Here is a 20,186-nt window from a genome sequence, read left to right on the forward strand (position 1 = left end):
TCCCCACTATTTTACAACAGATACATGTATTGCAAAGAGTCTTTATAGCGCTCTCTGTTTGGATAGTATTGTTTTTTCATCAAACAAATATGAAATTAAGTTTTCACTGGAATGTCCTTTTGAATACTTGTTCCATTTATTTGCATACTCTTCAATCATGTCCATATCAAAACTGTTCTCTTTAATGAGGTCAATAATAGCCTCTGTATTGTTTACTACTGGTCCTGGAACCATTTTTTCATATTGTTCCCAAAGTCCTCTATCTTTTGTGTATTCAACTAAATCATAGGCAAAGAAAATCATTGGTTTCTTTAATAAAGAGAACTCGAATGATATAGAGGAGTAGTCTGTTATTAAAACGTCCGCAACTACCAGTAATTCATTAATATCATACTCTGGTTTAGAATAATTCAGGACAAAATCCGGATAGATTTTAGTATAGTCCGGAATATTCTTTATTGCTGGATGTAAGCGTAACATAACGACATAATCATCATGCAATTCATCATATAGTTTTTTCAAGTCTAATTCTAACTGAAATTCATTCAGTTCGTTATCACGATAAGTTGGCGCATATAATATAACTTTTTTTTCCCAAAGTAATCTGTTTTCCTTAGTCAACTGATTGAATACTCTTTCCTTTTCAGTCTGATTATAAAAAAAGTCAGTTCGGGGGATACCAGTTCTAAGGATATTTTCTCCCTTTAAATTAAATGCATTCATGAAATAAGTGCTCATGATGTCAGAACCCACAACCACTTGATTAAACCGTTTATAAACATCCATGAATCGTTTTACTGCTTGATCAGATCTGTTTTGAACAGAAGCATCCTCCAAGCCAAATTTCTTAATGGCTCCCGAGGCATGCCAAAGTTGAACACACTCCACTTCTGGTCTGAAGTCAGTAGCTGCCAAAAAACCATAATAATTATCAACAAATACATAACTAGATGTGGCCAAATGAAAAATAGATTGAATGAAATCAATCGGGTTTTTATTTTCAATCAAAGCTATAGTGGCATCCTCATATTGCTGAAATCTTTTATAGCTTGTACCCTTACATAAAAAAACCACGTCAAAAGCAATATGTTTTCGACGCATTTCTTCATATACATACTGAGTGTTATCACCAAAAGATACAACAAATGCCACCTTGTTTTTGAGAGGGAATAAATTAAAAATATTAAATACGATTTTAAAAATCAACAAATACAACTGAATAACAAGTTCTTTAACCATTTTTCACCTTAAATAAATCTTTTTTTATTTGAGATGTTGAAATCCCGATTGTTCTTGGCAGGTAAACGACCTGGCAGTGCTCTTTCAGAAAGTCAAAATGGCCTTCCCAATCATCTCCCATGACAAAAACATCTATATCATGTTCCTTAATATCTTTAATCTTTTGTTCCCAATTTTCCTCCGGAATCACTTCATCAACAAATTCAATTGATTCCAAAATCAGTTTTCTATTTTCATAGCTATGATAAGCCTTTTTATTTTTCGCCTTATTAAACTCATCAGTGGATAAGCCCACTACTAAATAATCGCCCATTTCTTTGGCTCTTCGTAAAATATTAATATGACCGACATGTAATAAGTCAAAGGTGCCATACGTAATAATCTTTTTCATTTCTACATCTCCTTACCTAGTTCATTAGCAAACTGGTAACTGACCAAAAAACGGAGCAACGTACAGTGACATCAAAAACATATTCTTAATTATATAACTCATACATAAAACTTTCAAACCTGTGTCGAATACAATCTAAATTATAACGTAATCGTGTATTATTTGTAACATAAAGTTTGCAGTGCTTGATGGTATATATGTTTATAACATGCCAGAGGAGTGAATTCATCTCACAAAAAAAGGAAATCATGATCAAATTGATCATGATTTTTTAATTGGTTTTATTAATGTTTCTACAAAGCGTTTGGACGCTTGTCCATCAAAGACTTCAAAGAATCGTTCTTTAAAAGCTTTTACTTTCTGAATATCAAAGGCATTTTGCTGAATCAAAGAGATAACTTGTTCGGTTTTATCTGCAAGAGGTCCTGGAATAAAGTCCTTATATTCATAATAGAATCCCCTATCCTGCAAATATTCTTCTAAATCATACGCATAGAAGATCATCGGTCTTTCAAGCAGTGCATATTCAAAAATAACGGATGAATAATCACTGATCAGTATATCTGTAATAGAAAGAACATTATTGATATCATTCTTACTTAAATTTAGTACGAAATCCTTTGCTTCTTTCGGTATATTAACACCTTTTGTAACAGATGGATGAAGTTTCAAGATCAATACATATTCATCAGAAAGCTCTTCAGCCATTTTCTTTAAATCAAGCTGGATATTGAAGCTGGAGCGCTTTCCCGGACCTCCTCTGAAGGTTGGGGCATACGTAATAATTTTTTTATTACGCATAGCTGGATAAACCGCCTCATATTTTTTCCTTAAATATTCTATTCCTTCTTGATCAAAAAACACATCGGTTCTCGGTAGACCTACCGAGTATACATTCTTCTCAGAAATATTAAAGGCTTCCGCATAATGTGGAATAATTTCTTTACTTGTAACGGCCACTTTGGTATAGGATCCATGAGCTTGGTTTTCAAATTCTTTTGTGTTACTTTCGCGATACCCAACCGCACTGTGACCAAATTTTTTAAAAGCCCCAGCAGCATGCCAGGTTTGGATCACTTCTGTTCCTTTTCTCGCCTTCAATTTATATAACGGGCGATAGTAATCTTCAACTATAACATATTTTGACGTGGCAATATCATAATATAATTTAACATAATCTTTAAACGATCTTTCCTTTTTAAAATGTCCCACCACTTTATAGTCAGGTCTTGATTTTTCAATTTCATCATAAAGACATTCAAAAGAATCCTGTAGGCTTGCCACTTTACTTGACGCAAATGTAATTTTATCCTGAAGCGGAAGAAGTTTGCATAAAGGAAATACAATGCGTCTAATCACTGCAGTATTAACTTTGGAGTTAAACCTTATGTATTTTCGCTTGTACACATACATCTGGATAGGGAGGAAGCTGTTCTTCTCTCCTGATTTTCGGGCTGCTTTAAATGTTGATTCAAATGCGGGAGATTCCAATAATCTAATTTCAGTTTTAAAAGAAATCTTTTTTAATGCAATATCCAAACACTCTTGATAGCTTTTTCTTCCTGAAGAATCCAATAAATCAAATCGATTTACCAAGTTTTTAAAGATAACCGTATGAAGTGAGTGAATTTCATTAAAAAAATGTTTATCCAAACCTCTTATCCATTCATTGAAAATTCCAAAAGTTTGTACAGTAATATCTCTATTCCTGCTATCCACAGCATTACGTAATGCCGGCCATATATCAGCTGTAACCAAACGATTGTAATAATACCTCTTTACTTGAAAACGCGCCACTTCATTGTCAATGTATTTGTCCCATAAAGAGTCGGAAATAGACATACTCTTCATGATGTCTTTTAATACACTGACTGAATTAACACGAACAGTTTGTGATAAAGAAAGATTATCTTCATTTTCTCTTGAACGGTAATTATAAATCACTTTATCAATTGTATAAATATCACCGCCCGCTCTCAGATATGCTTCAATAACAAACGGCTGATCTTCTGTTACTTTTATTCCCAGGGGGAAAGTAATATCCTTAACTATGTCACGGCGATAAAGTTTGTTGCATGGACCTAAAGAATATAATAATTCTTGATTTGCAATTAAATTCTTCTCACCTTTTTCATACACTTTATTATTGTAATGACTTCCGATAAACCAAGTCTCTGTTTTGTTAAAGCTCAGTGATGCTCCCAACACAATAGCTGATTTTTTAGAAAGAGCAGCTGTATACATACTCTCCAAAGCATCGCGAGGCAAAATATCATCTGAGTCCACAAAACTGATATACTCTCCCCGAGCTATTTTTAATCCGTTATTACGAGCCGCACCGGGACCTGAATTCTCCTGTTTGACAGAAATAATATTAGGATATCTACGGCTATATTCTTTAATAATATCCGGGCTGCGATCGGTCGAACCATCGTCTATCATAATGATCTCTATAGGCGCTAGGGTTTGATTGACTAATGAATCCAGCGTTTCTTCCAAATATTCTTCTACGTTGTATACCGGTGTAATGACACTCACTTTAACCATTTCCATTATTACACCTCCTGGTTAATTTATTGTCCATGAACATCGTCTACATAAGATTGTTCATTTTAACAAACGGACAACTCTCTCACTGGATTTTCCATCAAGCTCATCGAAAAAATACTTTCTAAATTCATTAAGCTTATTCACTTCAAAATGACCATTTTTTATAGTCTTAATCAGCTCCTCCTCAGTAGTAACCATAGGACCAGGAATAAAGGATTCATAGTCATAATAAAAATCTCTTTCTGAAGTATATTCTTCCATGTCCGGTGCATAAAAAATCATAGGTTTATCCAACAATGCAAATTCAAAACATACAGATGAGTAGTCTGTAATCAAGAGGTCGGTAATTAACAACAGGTCATTGATTTCACTATAAAAAGAAAAATCATAAAAAAAAGAGCGATATTCAGGTGGTATTTTCCATTTCACTTTAACAAATGGATGAATCTTAAACAAGAAAAGATATTTTTCATGAAATGCTTGATAAATTTTATCTAAATTAAGGTATTCCAATGGGTAATATGCTGATTGTTGCCCAGGACCACGAAAGGTTGGGGCAAATAAGATAACTTTCTTGTCTTTAAGAAATGGGTATTGCTCATAAAGTTGATTACTCTTATTAGTCTTATAATCCTGATTAAAGAATAAATCTGTTCTTGGAATACCTGTAGCGATTACCTTACTTTCTTCAATTCCAAAACCTTCAGCGTAATGCTTCGCGACATTTTTAGAACTGACAATCGCTTTCGTATAGTTTTTATGATTTAATGAATCAGGTTCAGGACCACCAGGCAACCCTACACGACTAAATCCAAATTTTTTAAACGCTCCAACTGCATGCCAAAGCTGAATTAGTTCAGCGCCCTCTCTAATTTTCAAAGGGTACACCATTGGGTAAAAATCATCAAGTAAGATGTATTTCGATGTTGCTAAATGATAGGATAACTCTAGAATTTCCTTGCAGGTTTTCTTTGCTGCTGTGCCCTCTTTTAACATATATCTATAAGTGAAATCTTTATTTTGCCTTTGTAATTCATCAAATACAAAACGAAAATTCCCCTCCATTTTTGTACGACTATCTGAGGCAAATAAGATTTTCTTTCCATTAATTGGCAAGATAGTAAATACCCGATAACAAAATCTAAATACATAGGTAGAGAAAAATCGATTGAAAATTCTCCCCTTATTCTCTTTGAATTTTGATGTTATTCTTAGAAGTAAATTTGATTTCTCCAAATAGATCACTCACTTTTGTCTATAAAACTAACTTATACACGCATTATTTTTCTTTACTTGCTCAATAAGTGTTTTACAATTCTTTCGCTGGCTCTTCCATCTGTATAATCAAAGAACTCCTGCTGAAATTCCTCAATTTTAGTAATATTATAGCCCTTTTCTTTAATCCAATTAGCTAACGACAAAGTTTCTGTAAAAAATGGGCCTGGTATAAAGTCAAGATACGGATAATAAAAATCCCTCTCTTTTAAATACTCTTCCAAATCATCCGCTATAAAAGCGATAGGACGCTTCAACAGACTATAATCAAAAATAACAGAAGAATAATCCGTAACTAATATGTCCGCTAAAACTAATAACTCTTGAATATTATAACCCTTTTTCATGTGGATTACGAAATCCTCATATTGCTCAATACCACTTAGATGTAATATCATATATGGATGTAAATGAATGATTAAAGCATATTCATCACTTAGCTTTTTTTTCATTAACTCCAAATCCAGAGGAATATCAAATTCTTCCTGATAATGACTTTTACCACGAAAAGTAGGCGCATATAAAACAATTTTCTTCCCACGGAGTTGTGGATATTGTTGATAGAACCGGTCCTTTAAGTTCTTATGCTCCTCTTTGTTATAAAAATAATCCGTTCTCGGTACTCCTAAAGGGAATATTTGCTCTTTATCCATATTAAAGGCTTCAGCATAAGCTGGAATAACTTTCTCAGAACTAACGTACACTCTAGAATAATTGGAGTGTACCTTGACTGTTTTTAAATAATCCTCACTGGGACCAAAATCCTTGCCAACTGTACTCCAACCAAACTTTTTAAAAGCCCCGGCAGCATGCCATAGCTGTACAAATTCAGAACCACAACGTGGTTTAACTACATAAATAGGAAAATAAAAATCATCTACAATAAAAAAACGAGATGTAGCTAAATGATAACTAGCCCTAATAAGATGGAAGAAATAAGTTACTTTTCCCTTAAAGGAGCTATCAAATTTTTTCGCCAGGACAAAATAATTTTTTGTTGAATCAATTGTGTTAATCTCATTAGCTATGTATGATAAATTTCCTTCCAGTTCATTAGAGCGGTATGTAGCAATGGTTATTTTATTTGGGTCAACCTTAAAAAAAAGAGAAGACAAAGCATAAGCAAATTGAATACTATACTTTGTTAATAACGTAGGTATCATCTTCAATTGCTTCATACTTTATCTTCCTGCCTTCCGATATTCAATACTTATATTTTCCACTCCATTACAGTCTTACCCCAAGAGGACGTCAAATCTTTTTCAAACGCAGATAATATATCGCTGATTGTCTTAACCTCTTGTACTTCACCAACTAATGTTCCCAGATACTCAACAACATCCGGGTTTTCTTTTAGGAAGTTAACTGTTCTCACAAAATCTTCACGTCCGCTGCGACTGCTTCCAATTAGTGTGATTCCTTTTTCCAAAATCATTCTTGTATTAACCTCAACAGGGAATTCTGATACCCCCATTAGAGCTATAGAACCTTCTGGATGAAGATGATCGATCATCTGATCAATCGCATATTGGCTTCCTTTCCCACCAACACATTCAAATGCATGATCAATTCTCAAATCCTCTGGGATTTCATCAATTGTATAAACTTCATCTACGAAGGAGAAGTTGTCCAATTTATATCCGGTTTTACCGAAGATAATAACTTTGCAGTCTTTGTACATTTTTTTTAGGAATAGAGTCGTAATGAACCCAAGGTTTCCATCTCCCCATACGCCAAATACATTGCGGCGTTTATGAGACCGACTCTCAAATCTGGATAAAACATGAGTTGTAATGGTCATCAATTCCGTAAATGCAACAACATACGGGTCAATTCCTTCCGGTAATTCGACAATGCGGTCCCGTCCCATAAAGACATAATCCTGCATGAATCCATCATAGCCACTTGAACGGAATTTGCTGGAACGCAAGTAGTTCTCACCAATTACTTCATCTTTCTCTGTCGGTGTGTTAGGTATCATAACGACCATTGTACCATTCTTAATTTCACCCTTAGGATCGTAGACGACCTTACCTATAGCTTCGTGGATTAAAGCCATTGGCAGCTTTTTCGCCATTGCTTCTTTCCCTCGAGATCCAGTATAGTATCGTTGGTCAGCAGCACAAATAGATAGATGCGTTGGTCTAACTACAACAAAATCTTCATGGTACTGTAGTGAACGATCATTATAAGCTACTTCAAATTGCCTAGGAGATACAAGTCTATATACCTGATTAATCATTGTTTATTCGCCCCTGTATAATAGCATTCGCCACTTTCAAGTCATAAGGCGTTGTGACTTTAATATTAAAAACCTCACCACGAACAAGTTTAACTTTTTCTCCTTTTAACGCACAAATTTTACATGCATCTGTTAGGATTTCTTTTTGTTCTTCAGTCAAGGAGTTGTAATGAGTTATTAATGTCTTAATGTTAAAACTTTGGGGAGTTTGCCCTTGGTACATAGTATCCCGTACAGGAATATCAGAAATGACTTCTCCATCCTCTGATTGGATAATAGTATCAATTGCCTCAATTACAGTGTCTACCGCGCCATATTTTATACTCATATCAATATTCTCTTCAATTATTCGATGAGTTAAGAATGGTCTTACTGAGTCATGTGTAACAATAACATCATCATCATTAATTCCTACAGTACGTTCTAAATAACGAATTCCGCTCATAATTGAATCATTTCGGTCTTTTCCACCCTCAACTACTATGAGACGATCATTTATTCCTATGAACTTTTTGATAATATCCTTTGTATGATTAATCCATTCTTTAGGAGTTACCACCAAAATTTTGTCGAATCTGTCATTCAATATAAACTTTTCAATAGTATGAATAATAATTGGCTTTTTATTTAGCGGTAAATATTGTTTAGGCATATTGGTATTTCCCATACGTGTACCTTTGCCACCCGCAAGAATTTCTGCATAAATCATCTTATATACCTACCTCTTTTCTTTTGTAATTGAAATTACCTAATATATTTAAAAAGATAGCATGCTCAAGCATTAAAAAAACTAGAAAATTCCATGTAAAACTATACACTCTTTTATAAATCATTTCAAGTTAGCGTGAGTTTCATCATTTTATAATACATATAATAATCTAAGAAAAGCCTGCAAACACATTAATTAATATTTGCAGGCCTCCAATTAATTATTGTTTTCTTCTAGTTTAATCAATTCGTCATATAATCTTTTCACATGATTTCCTCTATCGACAAAAAAGTTTTCCATTCTTTTTTGATACTTATCTTCAGAACGGTAACCAGATTTAACAATTTTAGTTATTTCTTCAACTAAATCTCTTTCATCAGTGACAAGATTTCCAAAACCATCTTCAAATTTCAGATCAAGTTTTCTATAGGTGTGGTTACCACTTTTGAAAAAGTCTAAATCGGGAACAAAATAAATGATTGGTCGGTTTAATAAGGCAAAATCAAAAACAAATGACGAGAAATCTGTTATAAAAATTTTATATTCATCCAAATTAACTGAATCCTCTTTGATTCTAATTAAATCCCCTGATGGAAGTTCAAACATATCGCTTACACTCTTAAAAATAGGATGCAAATTAAAATCTAATTTTATATTATATTCTTTCAATATCTTTTGTAATTCTTCTGATTTAAGCAAACCATTGATTCGTTTAAAATACTGTGATTTTTCAAAACTATTTCTATCCACTATCCATCTATTGTCTACATGCGCTGCTATTAGGGAGTTTCTCCAAGTGGGTGCAAATAAAATTTTATTTTCAGATGGAATATCATTTTTAATATAGTCCAATCTTGGCATACCAGTTAATATAATATCTTCATCTTTATAGTTATAATTCGTAATTAAATTATTTTTTTCAAATTCACTGGATACCACAAACTTATCAATCCGACTTCTCTCTTTTGAATAAATCCAAGGAGTATGTGCATGTAAAATACCATGTTGTAAATAAATAAGTTTATAATTGAGCATATCACTGAAATTATTTAAGCCTTTAATAGTAAAAGGACAGTATTCATTAAATCCCTGGAATGATGTTAGAATCTGAGTAGAATTAATAAACAGATATTTATGTTTTGCTGAGCCATATTGTATTAACGATTTACTTTCTTCTTCAGTAAAGTATTTCAAAATATCCTGTTTGTCTCCATCAAACACATAATACCTATCAATACCATCCGCTTGCTGTATATCATGTTTGAATTGATAATACGCATTATCGATTACGCCATTCCTGTCATTATATAGCCAAATAGGGTTCTTTACTTCTTTATCCATCAATCTAATTAGAGCTAACTTTTTATTCTTCTTATAGTAGCGTATTAGTGTTTTTGTCTTTAATTTTTTCTTTTCCTTTTTTGTGAGTCTTGTTACAACAAATTCCTTATTTTTACCGTCGAATCTAATTCGATAGTCATTTTTTATTATATCGTAATTTTTCAAATACTTATTAAATATAACATTGTCCATAAAATAATATTTGGATTTATACTCGTACTCGCCTGCACTAACATAAAACTTTATTGTCTCTTCGTCCTGGATATCTTTTAATTTCAAAGTATAATCAAAAGCCAAGAATCTATTAGTACGCATCCTTGTTTTATAATAACCAAAATTCGATAGATAGAGTTTAAGAGGAGTTTTTTCATCATTTATTTCTATATACAATTTAATATCAGTAAAATCTAATATAGGCGCTTTTACAAATCCCGAAATAATTAATTCTTCATTCCTGACATTAAAATTCGTCATAGCAATTTCGAATTCAGTTTGTTTAAGCAAAAGTTGACTGTTTCGATACAAGTATATACCTTTGCTATCATATTTTATATCGACAGGTTGCTCCTTATATTTCAAAAAATAATATTTATGGAATATATCCATATGTTTTTGAGACAATATAACTTTATCATCCATTTTCTTAATAATACTCTTAAATCTGGAAAGCCACTCTTCCTTTTCATCACCCTCTAGATGATCTGGAAATAGAGCTCCTCCTTTAAAGCGCCAATTCATCTCATACAAAACATTACTTTGCACATAAGGATGCGGTTCAGAATTAATTTGATGCTTTTCAAACATTCTTTCGTAGTACTCCAATAACATAGAAGCAGAATTAACAGGGTTTGTAAATCTTCCCACCGCTGATCCAGCTATCTTTCTATATAGATAACTTCCCTTAGAACAAATACCAAGCTTACCTTTTCTCATTATATAGCTTGTGTTAAAAGTTGCATCCTCAGCATATTTAAGATCGGTATCAAATAAGATTGGATTAGGATTTAGATTTTTCACACAGACATTCATTGTTGTTTGATTTAAGTATGGATGAACAAACACATCATATACTCCTGAAACCTTATAATTGCTTGTTCTCGCATGTTTCTTTATTTCTCCATCCACTAATAAATAAAGTGGATAAGCTACAATATCAACATGCTCTTCATTTTGCTCAAAGAACTCAAACACGGAAAGAATCGTATCTTCTTTCAGTAAATCATCTGAGTCCAAGAAGAAAATATACTTACCTGATGAATGTTGTATACCGTTATTTCTAGCTACTGACACTCCGCTATTTATTTGGCTTAGAAAAGTAACATTATTGTATTGTTCATTATATAAAGAACATATATCGGCACTCTTATCAGATGATCCATCATCTACCAATATTATTTCAATATTTAAATCACCTTTTTGATTCAACACAGATAATATAGATTCTTCAAGATATTCTTCAGCATTGTATACAGGTATTACAACACTCACATCGTACTTGTACATCTGTTTCACTCCATTGTCCAAAATGTTGTCAATTTCCTACAGCTACTTAAACATTCAATTATAATATTTATCAACTCAGCTTTAAGCTGAGTATATCCTTCATCATTATGTCAGGTTATACAATTCTAATCAACTATACAAAGATAATGCCAATGAATATAACAGGATTCTTTATAATCCTTGAAAATTTTCTTGTATTTTTTATATTCACCTGTATTTTCTCCCATAACATCCCCAATATATATATAAATATTCACTTACTGGAACACTTAATATCAGGTTCACACCCCCTCATAGTAAAAGGTTTAATTTATTTTCAATTAGCAAATGTGTGTTTTATAGGATAATTCTCTGTAATAATTGTGCTCTATTTCAGCCATGAAAATAGCTGTCAACTTTGTCGACAGCTTGAGGTCGTTATTAATAAGCCCTTTACATGTTAATATAATTCTCGAATAATATGTTTTTTTGATACCCAGCCTTGCTTTCCATTGGATAAAATCACTTTGTACCAATTACCACTACTAACCGGATTTTTTTTCGAGTCAATTGCTAGCTCAACATATTGATATTTTTTTAATTTCACAATTGGTGTTTTCATAGTATTCGGTGTTGGCATTATATTTAGCAAATCGACATCTACTCTTGCCAGGTTTTTTACCGAAAAATATTTGTTATAAGCACTTAAACTATAATTATTCGTATTATAAACTTTCCCTTTAAATATAACGGTTAATTGATAATCATTAGACTTCTCTATAAGGTTAAAACTTTCACCCTTCTTTATTACAGCTTGTGCTTGTTTATTTGATATTTTAATAGCGGTTTTAGCAATTGCATAGGTGTTTTTAGAAAAAATATCTTTGCCAGAAGGATAATTCGGTCTAGAGTATACCGTTGTGTTAGGGTTGCTGTTTTTACCTTCTTCATTTTCATAAGATAATATCTTATTCATATGGGCAGCTATTTTCTCCCCCCACTTAGAATCACTTGCATAGTAGAAATTCATTCCCTCACTTAAATCATCCACACGATTTCCCACGACATTTTTAATCGTATATCCCAAATAGGCCCCGTTATATTTCCAGTTTTCTTCATTTAAGTATGTAGCTTTCATTTCCCTGGCTATATATTTGATATTCTCATCAATTGAACTGAATTTCACAGAACCGATAAAGGGTGTAATATCATAGGACCCAAAACCAAACAAGTTATTTTTCCCATTCGAAATAGCAGATTTACCAAACCCGCTTTCATGTATAGCATGGGCTGCCAAATATAAAGCATTTACTCCATATATATTTGCGGCATTGATAAAGATCTGGCCTTTTCCATATAGCACACTATTACCCTTTGTGGCACCTTTTGACGAAATATAATTATTAATTTGTTCGGCTGTTACGGATGACTTCTTTCTTAAGTCCAGAAAGAGATATGGATTTTGTTTTTTTTCAAAATTTTTAAGGAGATTCAAGTTATCTTCGTCTATTAAATACTCACCAGAAACATACCCTGTTTTTCCCTTATAGTTAATCTCATACCAACCATTATTCGTTTTGTAACTTGTTTTGGTGCTAGTTCTGTTTGGTAGTTTTCCAAGAGATTCAGAAGAAGCCGTATCTGATTGTCGATAATTCAAGTCCTGTGTGATCGTTGTAATGACTCTAGGTGATATTGCCTGACCAATTGGTTTTTTAATTTCGCTAACTTTTGAGAAGTTAGAAATATCAATATACCCTGTTTTTCCTGCATAAGATGTTTTATACCAATTACCTATTCTTGATACAGCTATAACTTGTTTGCCTTTTGGAATTGGAGATAATACACCATGTACAGACCCAGTCAATTTATATAGAGAAGTAGCCGATTTCGCTTGATAAATCGTTTTGCTGATATTTACCTCATTAATCTTACTAACATTCTTTGAGAATATGAAATAGTTTTTCCCTTTATAAGATACTCGGTACCATGTTTCTCCTTTGCTATTGACCACCTTCTGAGTGGAAGCAAAAATATTATTAACTGCTATAGTGTAACTTCTTGCTTTTTTTGTATCAGGTGTTGTATGGAGGTTACTAGCTTTTTTAAAGGAATAATAGGTAGTATTGGTACTCTTATAGCTATAATATTCCTTTAAATAAAATCCACTTACCCATCCATTTTTATTACCATATTTTATTTTGTACCAATCACCAGACTTAGCGGTAGCACTTACAATTTTCCCTTTCGGAATAGTAGTAACAACCTTACCTACAGAAGATGCTGAAGTTCTCATATTTAAGCCAGCAGTTGTCTGATATTTCGTAGTAACTATATTTATTGTCTTAACAGGATTAGTTGGAGTTTTCACTTTGGCAGTTACTTTTTTTACATATTTAGAACTTAAATAACCCGTTTTTGTCCCATATTTCACTTTATACCATGTTCCGCTTTTAGAAAGGTAACTCACCGTTTTCCCTTTAGGTATAGTAGCAAGAATCTTACCCTTAATGGATGCCTTGGAACGTAAATTCAAATTAGATGTTGTTTGATAGGTAACGACGGTTTTAGTAGATGCCGCAGCCTGCTTAGCGACTGATATTTTTTTTAAATAACTCGAACTTATATAGCCTGTTTTAGTACCGTATTTAACCTTATACCATTTACCGCTCCTTGAGATATATGTTACTTGTTTTCCTTTTGAAATAGTTAAAACAACAGCTTTTTTTGTGCTCGCACCAGTTCGCATGTTTACGTTTTCTGTAGTTTGATAATAAGTCACTGCAGCCGCCTCAGTAAGATTAGATTCAAATTGATAAAACGAGGCTAATCCACTCATCAATAAAATCACTGTTGCCAATAAAGATGACTTTACTGCTAAACTCGTTTTCTTTAGTTCGTTCATTTATTATAGTTCATCCTTTCCTTTTTAAGGATTAATTAAATCCCGTGACAAAGGTATAAAGTTCTGTTTTATATAATATCGACATTCTATTTCAATAGTTTAGAATAAAAAAAGAAGTAATAATCAGAAGCTAATTCCATAAGTAACGGTTTCTGATTATTACTTTCAGATGGTTTTCCCGCTCTCTTTTTACCGTTGACCGGAACAACCCCACCCTGCAATTGAATCATAAAACATTGTTCCAACCAATATTAAATAGATTAGTGTTAGTATTTATTATGAGCTTTATAAATTCGAACTTCATAATATGTGATGGTCACTTTTAAATGGTTAAATAAAAACTATAAAGGTATACAAGCTCCAAAAATCAGTCATATAACTAAGGAATTTCCTTTTTAATCTTTAATAAAGTAAAATATAGAAAGAATTATTTTAAGAAGGGCAGACTAGAGGAACATGAAGAACAATGTTGTTTATATAGAGGGAATACCTTTTTATTCATCGACCATGGAAGATTTTGTCCATAACGAGATTAAAAAAAGAATTGATGCAGAGGATAAAACCTTTATCGTTACTGCTAATCCAGAGATTGTCGAATATGCACGCAACCATCATGATTACCGCAATCTCATTATGCAGGCTGACTATATCACACCGGATGGAGTTGGCATTATTATAGCTTCAAAAATTCTCAATAAACCATTAAAAGAGAGAATAACTGGCTATGATATGATGCTTGAATTTTTAAAAATGAATACAACGCGGCCATTACGCATATATATGCTTGGAGCTGAAGCTGAAGTAATCAAAAATTGTGCTGAAAAAATCAAAGCATCCTACCCCAATGTTGAACTGGTTGGATACCATCATGGTTTTATCGATATAGATGATAGTCAATTTGCCGAGAAAATTAGTGCATTAGAACCTGATCTCGTTCTACTTGGCATGGGTTTTCCACGTCAGGAAAACTGGATTACCAAACATTATGATAAGTTTAACAAGGGGGTTTTCATTGGTATTGGCGGCAGCTTTGATGTTTTTTCCGGCAAGCTGAAAAGAGCACCCGAATTTTGGATTAAGCTAAATCTCGAATGGCTGTATAGATTGCTAAAGCAGCCAAGTCGTTGGAAACGGATGCTGGTTCTTCCCTTATTTCTTCTAAGAGTTTTAAAACATAAATTGCTTAAATGAGCTGAAAGGAAATCTTTTCTCTTTCAGCTCATTTTGTTAATTTTTCACATCCCTCTATCCTAGTTCTATAGAGTTAAACTAAAAATAGATATTTATAAGTTACATATTTTGTAAGAACACTGGGGAAAAATCAATTTTTAGTAGAGGTTTTGACATAAACCGTATATAATTGATAGTTGAGGTAGATATATTTATACAACTATTTCAATCTACTATTATATTTACTGCAATTTGGTTTAAAAATAATCATATTGGGTATTTATATTCAGACTTATAAGATAGAGGGTGGACAATTTGTTAATTGCAGCTTTTTTAGTTGCCATATGCCTAACCATACTCATCACCCCATTTGTAATTAAATTAGCGCATAAAATAGGAGCAACCGATGCTCCCAATAATAGAAAAGTGCACAAAAAAGTGATGCCAAGCATGGGAGGATTAGCAATTTTCCTCAGCTTTATTATAACGCTTCCGATTTTTTCACCGGAAATTGCCCGTTCAGACACATTTTCAGCCATGTTTTTTGGTGCAGCCGTCATCTTAATTCTTGGTATATTTGATGACAAATATGAATTGGATGCAAAAGTGAAGTTAATCGGGCAAATTGCTGCCGCTTTAATTATTGTTATTGTCGGCGATATCCAGGTTAACTATATTAATACACCGTTTGGGGAAACGATTGAATTTGGATTTATGGCGATCCCAATCACCGTTATTTGGATTGTGGGCATTACAAATGCTATTAACCTAATTGACGGATTGGATGGATTGGCAGCAGGTGTTTCAACAATAGCTTTATTAACCATCTCCGCGATGGCGGTATTTAGAATTGGCGATATATTCGTTGCCATGATTGCTTTGATTCTTGCTGGAAGTACATTAGGATTCTTGAAATTCAATTTCTTCCCAGCCAAAATATTCATGGGCGATACAGGAGCTATGTTCCTTGGATTCATGATATCCGTACTATCCCTGTTAGGATTTAAAAATATTACGGTAATTTCCTTAATCATACCGATTATAATATTAGGTGTACCAATTTCTGATACGTTCTTTGCAATGGTACGGAGGTTCCTGCAGAAGAAACCATTACATGCACCGGATAAGTCTCATTTGCATCACTGCTTATTGCGATTAGGCTATTCCCACAGAACCACTGTACTGATGATTTATGCAATGGCTGCTGTCTTTGGACTGGCTGCTTTCATCTTTAGTATGGCCACACTATGGGGCGGAATATTCTTCAGTTTTATTCTGCTTATAGCACTTGAATTGATGGTTGAACGAATTGGCCTTCTTGGCGAAAATCATAAACCTTTGCACAAACTTTTAGCATTACGTTCAGCTGATTCAAAAGAAAGATTTTAATAATAATTGTTATAGCTGCCATAAAAATATATGGCAGCTTTTTAATGAGATTTTAATTATTGGACCTGGAAACTGTCGCTTCCTCTTCATTTCATTAATGCACATTAAAAATACCATACGCTTGCTATTCTTTTGAGCTTGCGCATAATGAATACAGTCTTGTACCTACCAATATCTCTTTAAATGCTAAAAACCCCTAATTCTATTTAAGAATTAGGGGTTGATGTTTATTAATCTTTATTCAACTATAACTGAATCATTAGGAATGGAATCTGTTTCCGCATCCTTTTTATAATCAAGATGAGCTTGGAGCTCCTGTTTAATATTTTCCAGGGATTGCTCATCTAATTGATAATAATACGTACCGCCAATGTAAGAATCCTTCCCTTCCAGACTAATGGATTCGATTTGAAGGTTGGATGCTGCCAGTACATAGCTAGAGAAACTCTTCATCTCTTTGAAGGTCATATTGGTTTTCATATTTTTACCGATACCTTCAATGACATCAGCATATTTCGTAATCGATTTAGCTGAAGCTGCCTTGTCAATAATAGCTGTCAGAATCTCCTGCTGGCGTTTACCACGCTCAATATCACTGTCTTTCTTTCTTGTTCTGGCCAATGCCAAAGCTTCTTCACCGTTTAATGTTTGCAAACCTTCTTCAAGGGTGATTGCACCTTGCTCATCATTTGAGTTCTGCTCTGAGAATGTATAAGGTACATTAACTTCGATGCCTTCCAATGCATCAACTACATCAACAAAGGCATTAAAGTTCATTTTCACATAGTAGTCAACTGGAACATCCAGTAATTCTTCGACTGTATCGATTGTATATTTTACCCCGCCATATGCATGGGCATGAGTGATTTTTGAATAGTTATCTTTCCCAGGGATGTATACATATGAGTCACGCGGTATACTTAACAATTTAACTGTTTTTTCTTTATCATTGAATGTAGCAAGCATAAGCGCATCTGTTCTGGAACCTTTTTCATTATTGCGCACACTGCTATCATCTACTCCCATAAATAATACGGATACATTATCTTTAGCAGGATTTACTCCCCGTCCATCGTTTGCAAAATTTTCATCATATGATTCAGAGAGTACATTTTGAGCCTTCACATATAAGTAACCTGCATAACCACCAGCAACTAAAATAACAATAAGAATAGGAAATAAGATGACCGCTGCAATGCGTTTCTTATTTTTCCGTCTACGCCTTACCTTGCGCATATTTTGCCTATTTTGCATTGGTTTTCTCCTTTTATATATATTAAAAAACATAGAAGTCATTTTCAGTCTTACATCATTGTACCCTTTTTCTTATATTGCGTAAATTAATTTTTTCTCCCAAAAAAAGGGTATTATTCTAAATCTCATCAATATAATTCAAAAAAAGACACTAGAATAAACCACTCTAGTGTCTTTCCATTTTTATCAAATTGGCTGACAGTATATAACGCTGCGGCGCATCCCCTATATAATCAAACGGATAACACGTAGTGACTGTCAGAACAGGACGTGACTTAGGCACAATAACGGTCCGATCATCTGCATCTACAATTCGGACGCCAAATACTTTATAGGTAAAAGTCCCCGCCTTTGTTTGAACAATCAATTCATCGCCTTTACCAACCTGCCCGAGTTTACGAAATACTGTATCACGATGGCCAGATAGAACTGAATTATCTTTCATTCCAGGTAGTACACTGTCTGAATAGTGTCCTACACCCTTTTCCAGTTCATCTTCATCTGTTCCTTCAATGATCGGGAGGTGAGCCGATATCTTCGGGATAATTAATTCACCGAATTCTTCACCCTTTTTTGGATAAACTTTATATAAATCATCCGATTGATTCGTAACTTGCGCCTCTGAAACAGGTTCAGGCTCGGCAGTTTCTTCGACTTTTACCTGATCAGGTGATTGAGCTGTCAAAAGTGGCAGGCCATACTTCACAATCATGCCAGCACCTATGATGATGAGAATGCCGGCCAAAAGCACCATTATTCTCGCTTTAGAAATCATGCGGCTTCCTTATTTTTTCGACGGAAAAATAATAGTCCAGCTCCTGCTGCAAGGATTCCTATACCTATCCAAACACCTTCAGCATAATTACCAGCTGTATTTGGCAATTTTCCACCATTAATTGTTTTATTAATAATTTTTCCTGCCTTATTCTCAACTTGTGGCTTTGGAACAGTCTTGACTGGTTCAGTAACCTTATCAATTAAATCCGACCCAAACATGTCAGCTGTAATAATCATATCTGCAAGTAATTCACCTTGTTTATTATAAAGCTCGATTAGCAGATCTGCACCGTCAGTTGATTCAAGTATCATAAGTTCATCAATGGAAATCGCCTTTTTGCTGCCATCTTTCGTTAAATAAAATTTAGCTTCCATTTGGTAAATGTCCAAAACTTCATTAAATAAATCTACAATTTCTTGAATTTGTGCCTCAGTTAATTCAGTTGAGCTTTCAAACTCAGGTAAATTATCAGCACGCTTTTCTAATTCTAGAAGTTTTTCCTCAAGTGCTGGATCTTCAAAATCTAAGGATGAGATATGTTTCGCTAAATTATCCAATTCTTGCCTATCAATACCAAATTCAGCAAGACCTTCTAGTATTGCATCCATAAACATATAACCCAAAATAGCTTCTTCAAGATCCTCAAGGTATTGATAGTTGGATAAGCTATCACTGTGGCTGGTTAGCAATTCATTTAATTCCTCTAAAGTCATTTCGTAATCCCCAAGCCATTGTTTTAAGGATTCATCTGTTATTTCAGTGCCCTCAAACTCTTCCCAGCTTAATGCATGTTTTAAAATATTTATAAAAATATAGGTGTCTTCAATTGAGTTAGATTTGTCATAACCATCCTGGTATTCCAATTCAACCATCAATTCATCCCTGCTGGAAAATCCGTATGTTTCCATAAGCTCATTCAAATTTTCTTCAGTTATTTTTTCACCCAATTCTTCTTTCAAATCATCAATTGAGTTATATTCTGTATATTCTTTACCGAGGTATGTAAGTATGAGTTCTTCTAATGTATCTGGTGAAATCCCCTCTGCTTCAGCAAAATCCCCAAAATCTCCTTCATTAATTTCAGCCAAACCGACCACTGGCTTTATTACTGTAAATAACAGCATAAAAGCAACTAAAGACATAACTATCCGTTTCATCTTTTCCCCCCATAAAGTAATGTTACAAAAATATTACACTCCAAATTTAGTATAGTACTAATTAGAAAATATTACCACACGTTTTTTTTATTAAATGACACATTCGTATATATTATTCTGACATTTAAGGTTAAAATAACCATATAATACGTTATAATTTGTAATATTATATTTTTCAAGGAGGAATCTAGTTTTGCTGGGTACAAGAAGACAGATCTATTCGCCCCTACATGTGAATAAAAGAACGAGGTTCTCTATTTGGCTTTCCATTATTACTATATGTTTTGTATTTCTCCTACCGTTA

The 20,186-nt window shown here is 33.5% G+C and carries 15 protein-coding genes; 2 read left to right on the forward strand and 13 right to left on the reverse strand.

Annotated features, from left to right (window positions below):
* Positions 1 to 42: 42 nt before the first annotated feature.
* The 10 genes from F7984_RS17495 to F7984_RS19210 all read right to left on the reverse strand — a co-directional run bounded on the left by F7984_RS17495 (position 43) and on the right by F7984_RS19210 (position 14,364).
* On the reverse strand, positions 43 to 1,239 hold the full coding sequence (locus F7984_RS17495; protein ID WP_140461818.1) for a CDP-glycerol glycerophosphotransferase family protein: 1,197 nt from the start codon (positions 1,237 to 1,239) through the stop codon (positions 43 to 45).
* Positions 1,232 to 1,630, reverse strand: coding sequence for a glycerol-3-phosphate cytidylyltransferase (tagD, locus tag F7984_RS17500; protein ID WP_066105967.1), 399 nt, complete (start codon positions 1,628 to 1,630; stop codon positions 1,232 to 1,234). Before tagD ends, F7984_RS17495 begins: the two co-directional genes overlap by 8 nt.
* 261 nt (positions 1,631 to 1,891) lie before the next feature.
* Positions 1,892 to 4,183: a bifunctional glycosyltransferase/CDP-glycerol:glycerophosphate glycerophosphotransferase gene (locus tag F7984_RS17505; protein WP_140461819.1), complete on the reverse strand. Its 2,292-nt coding sequence runs from the start codon at positions 4,181 to 4,183 to the stop codon at positions 1,892 to 1,894.
* Positions 4,184 to 4,237: 54 nt separating this feature from the next.
* Entirely contained in the window at positions 4,238 to 5,416 is a 1,179-nt protein-coding gene (locus F7984_RS17510) for a CDP-glycerol glycerophosphotransferase family protein (protein WP_225983628.1), read from the reverse strand.
* 53 nt (positions 5,417 to 5,469) lie between these two features.
* A complete protein-coding gene (locus F7984_RS17515) occupies positions 5,470 to 6,633 on the reverse strand; it encodes a CDP-glycerol glycerophosphotransferase family protein (protein WP_140461821.1) in 1,164 nt (387 codons plus the stop codon).
* A gap of 32 nt (positions 6,634 to 6,665) precedes the next feature.
* Entirely contained in the window at positions 6,666 to 7,697 is a 1,032-nt protein-coding gene (locus F7984_RS17520; RefSeq protein ID WP_140461822.1) for a ribitol-5-phosphate dehydrogenase, read from the reverse strand.
* Positions 7,690 to 8,406, reverse strand: a complete 717-nt coding sequence (locus tag F7984_RS17525; protein WP_140461823.1) for an IspD/TarI family cytidylyltransferase — start codon at positions 8,404 to 8,406, stop codon at positions 7,690 to 7,692. The genes F7984_RS17520 and F7984_RS17525 overlap by 8 nt, the downstream gene beginning before the upstream one ends.
* Before the next feature lie 216 nt (positions 8,407 to 8,622).
* On the reverse strand, positions 8,623 to 11,250 hold the full coding sequence (locus F7984_RS17530) for a CDP-glycerol:glycerophosphate glycerophosphotransferase (protein WP_140461824.1): 2,628 nt from the start codon (positions 11,248 to 11,250) through the stop codon (positions 8,623 to 8,625).
* A gap of 439 nt (positions 11,251 to 11,689) precedes the next feature.
* A complete protein-coding gene (locus F7984_RS17535) occupies positions 11,690 to 14,080 on the reverse strand; it encodes an SH3 domain-containing protein (RefSeq protein ID WP_192796820.1) in 2,391 nt (796 codons plus the stop codon).
* A 140-nt stretch (positions 14,081 to 14,220) separates the two neighbouring features.
* Entirely contained in the window at positions 14,221 to 14,364 is a 144-nt protein-coding gene (locus F7984_RS19210) for a hypothetical protein (protein ID WP_181162026.1), read from the reverse strand.
* A gap of 226 nt (positions 14,365 to 14,590) precedes the next feature.
* On the opposite strand from F7984_RS19210, the gene F7984_RS17540 reads away from it, so the two are divergent.
* Positions 14,591 to 15,325: a WecB/TagA/CpsF family glycosyltransferase gene (locus F7984_RS17540; protein WP_140461826.1), complete on the forward strand. Its 735-nt coding sequence runs from the start codon at positions 14,591 to 14,593 to the stop codon at positions 15,323 to 15,325.
* A 294-nt stretch (positions 15,326 to 15,619) separates the two neighbouring features.
* The gene (locus tag F7984_RS17545) at positions 15,620 to 16,693 is read left to right on the forward strand and encodes a glycosyltransferase family 4 protein (RefSeq protein WP_140461827.1); all 1,074 of its coding nucleotides are present in this window, start codon (positions 15,620 to 15,622) and stop codon (positions 16,691 to 16,693) included.
* 237 nt (positions 16,694 to 16,930) lie between these two features.
* Here the strand turns inward: F7984_RS17545 and F7984_RS17550 are convergent, their stop codons facing one another.
* From F7984_RS17550 to F7984_RS17560, 3 genes are all read right to left on the reverse strand, one after another.
* Positions 16,931 to 17,947, reverse strand: coding sequence for an LCP family protein (locus F7984_RS17550; protein ID WP_140461828.1), 1,017 nt, complete (start codon positions 17,945 to 17,947; stop codon positions 16,931 to 16,933).
* 166 nt (positions 17,948 to 18,113) lie between these two features.
* Positions 18,114 to 18,722 carry a class D sortase gene (locus F7984_RS17555; protein ID WP_225983629.1) on the reverse strand — a complete coding sequence of 203 codons (609 nt, stop codon included), beginning with the start codon at positions 18,720 to 18,722 and terminating at the stop codon, positions 18,114 to 18,116.
* A complete protein-coding gene (locus F7984_RS17560; protein ID WP_140461829.1) occupies positions 18,719 to 19,882 on the reverse strand; it encodes a processed acidic surface protein in 1,164 nt (387 codons plus the stop codon). The genes F7984_RS17555 and F7984_RS17560 overlap by 4 nt, the downstream gene beginning before the upstream one ends.
* Positions 19,883 to 20,186: the final 304 nt, after the last annotated feature.

Source organism: Pradoshia sp. D12, assembly GCF_008935075.1.
GTDB lineage: Bacteria > Bacillota > Bacilli > Bacillales > Pradoshiaceae > Pradoshia.

Excerpts from the sequence above, each read along its gene's own strand:
- F7984_RS17540 (WP_140461826.1), top strand. The coding sequence starts at position 14,591 with ATGAAGAACAATGTTGTTTATATAGAGGGAATACCTTTTTATTCATCG.
- F7984_RS17555 (WP_225983629.1), bottom strand. The coding sequence starts at position 18,722 with ATGATTTCTAAAGCGAGAATAATGGTGCTTTTGGCCGGCATTCTCATC.
- F7984_RS17520 (WP_140461822.1), bottom strand. The coding sequence starts at position 7,697 with ATGATTAATCAGGTATATAGACTTGTATCTCCTAGGCAATTTGAAGTA.
- F7984_RS17530 (WP_140461824.1), bottom strand. The coding sequence starts at position 11,250 with ATGTACAAGTACGATGTGAGTGTTGTAATACCTGTATACAATGCTGAA.
- F7984_RS17525 (WP_140461823.1), bottom strand. The coding sequence starts at position 8,406 with ATGATTTATGCAGAAATTCTTGCGGGTGGCAAAGGTACACGTATGGGA.
- F7984_RS17550 (WP_140461828.1), bottom strand. The coding sequence starts at position 17,947 with ATGCAAAATAGGCAAAATATGCGCAAGGTAAGGCGTAGACGGAAAAAT.
- tagD (WP_066105967.1), bottom strand. The coding sequence starts at position 1,630 with ATGAAAAAGATTATTACGTATGGCACCTTTGACTTATTACATGTCGGT.
- F7984_RS17515 (WP_140461821.1), bottom strand. The coding sequence starts at position 6,633 with ATGAAGCAATTGAAGATGATACCTACGTTATTAACAAAGTATAGTATT.
- F7984_RS17495 (WP_140461818.1), bottom strand. The coding sequence starts at position 1,239 with ATGGTTAAAGAACTTGTTATTCAGTTGTATTTGTTGATTTTTAAAATC.
- F7984_RS17505 (WP_140461819.1), bottom strand. The coding sequence starts at position 4,183 with ATGGAAATGGTTAAAGTGAGTGTCATTACACCGGTATACAACGTAGAA.
- F7984_RS19210 (WP_181162026.1), bottom strand. The coding sequence starts at position 14,364 with ATGATTCAATTGCAGGGTGGGGTTGTTCCGGTCAACGGTAAAAAGAGA.
- F7984_RS17560 (WP_140461829.1), bottom strand. The coding sequence starts at position 19,882 with ATGAAACGGATAGTTATGTCTTTAGTTGCTTTTATGCTGTTATTTACA.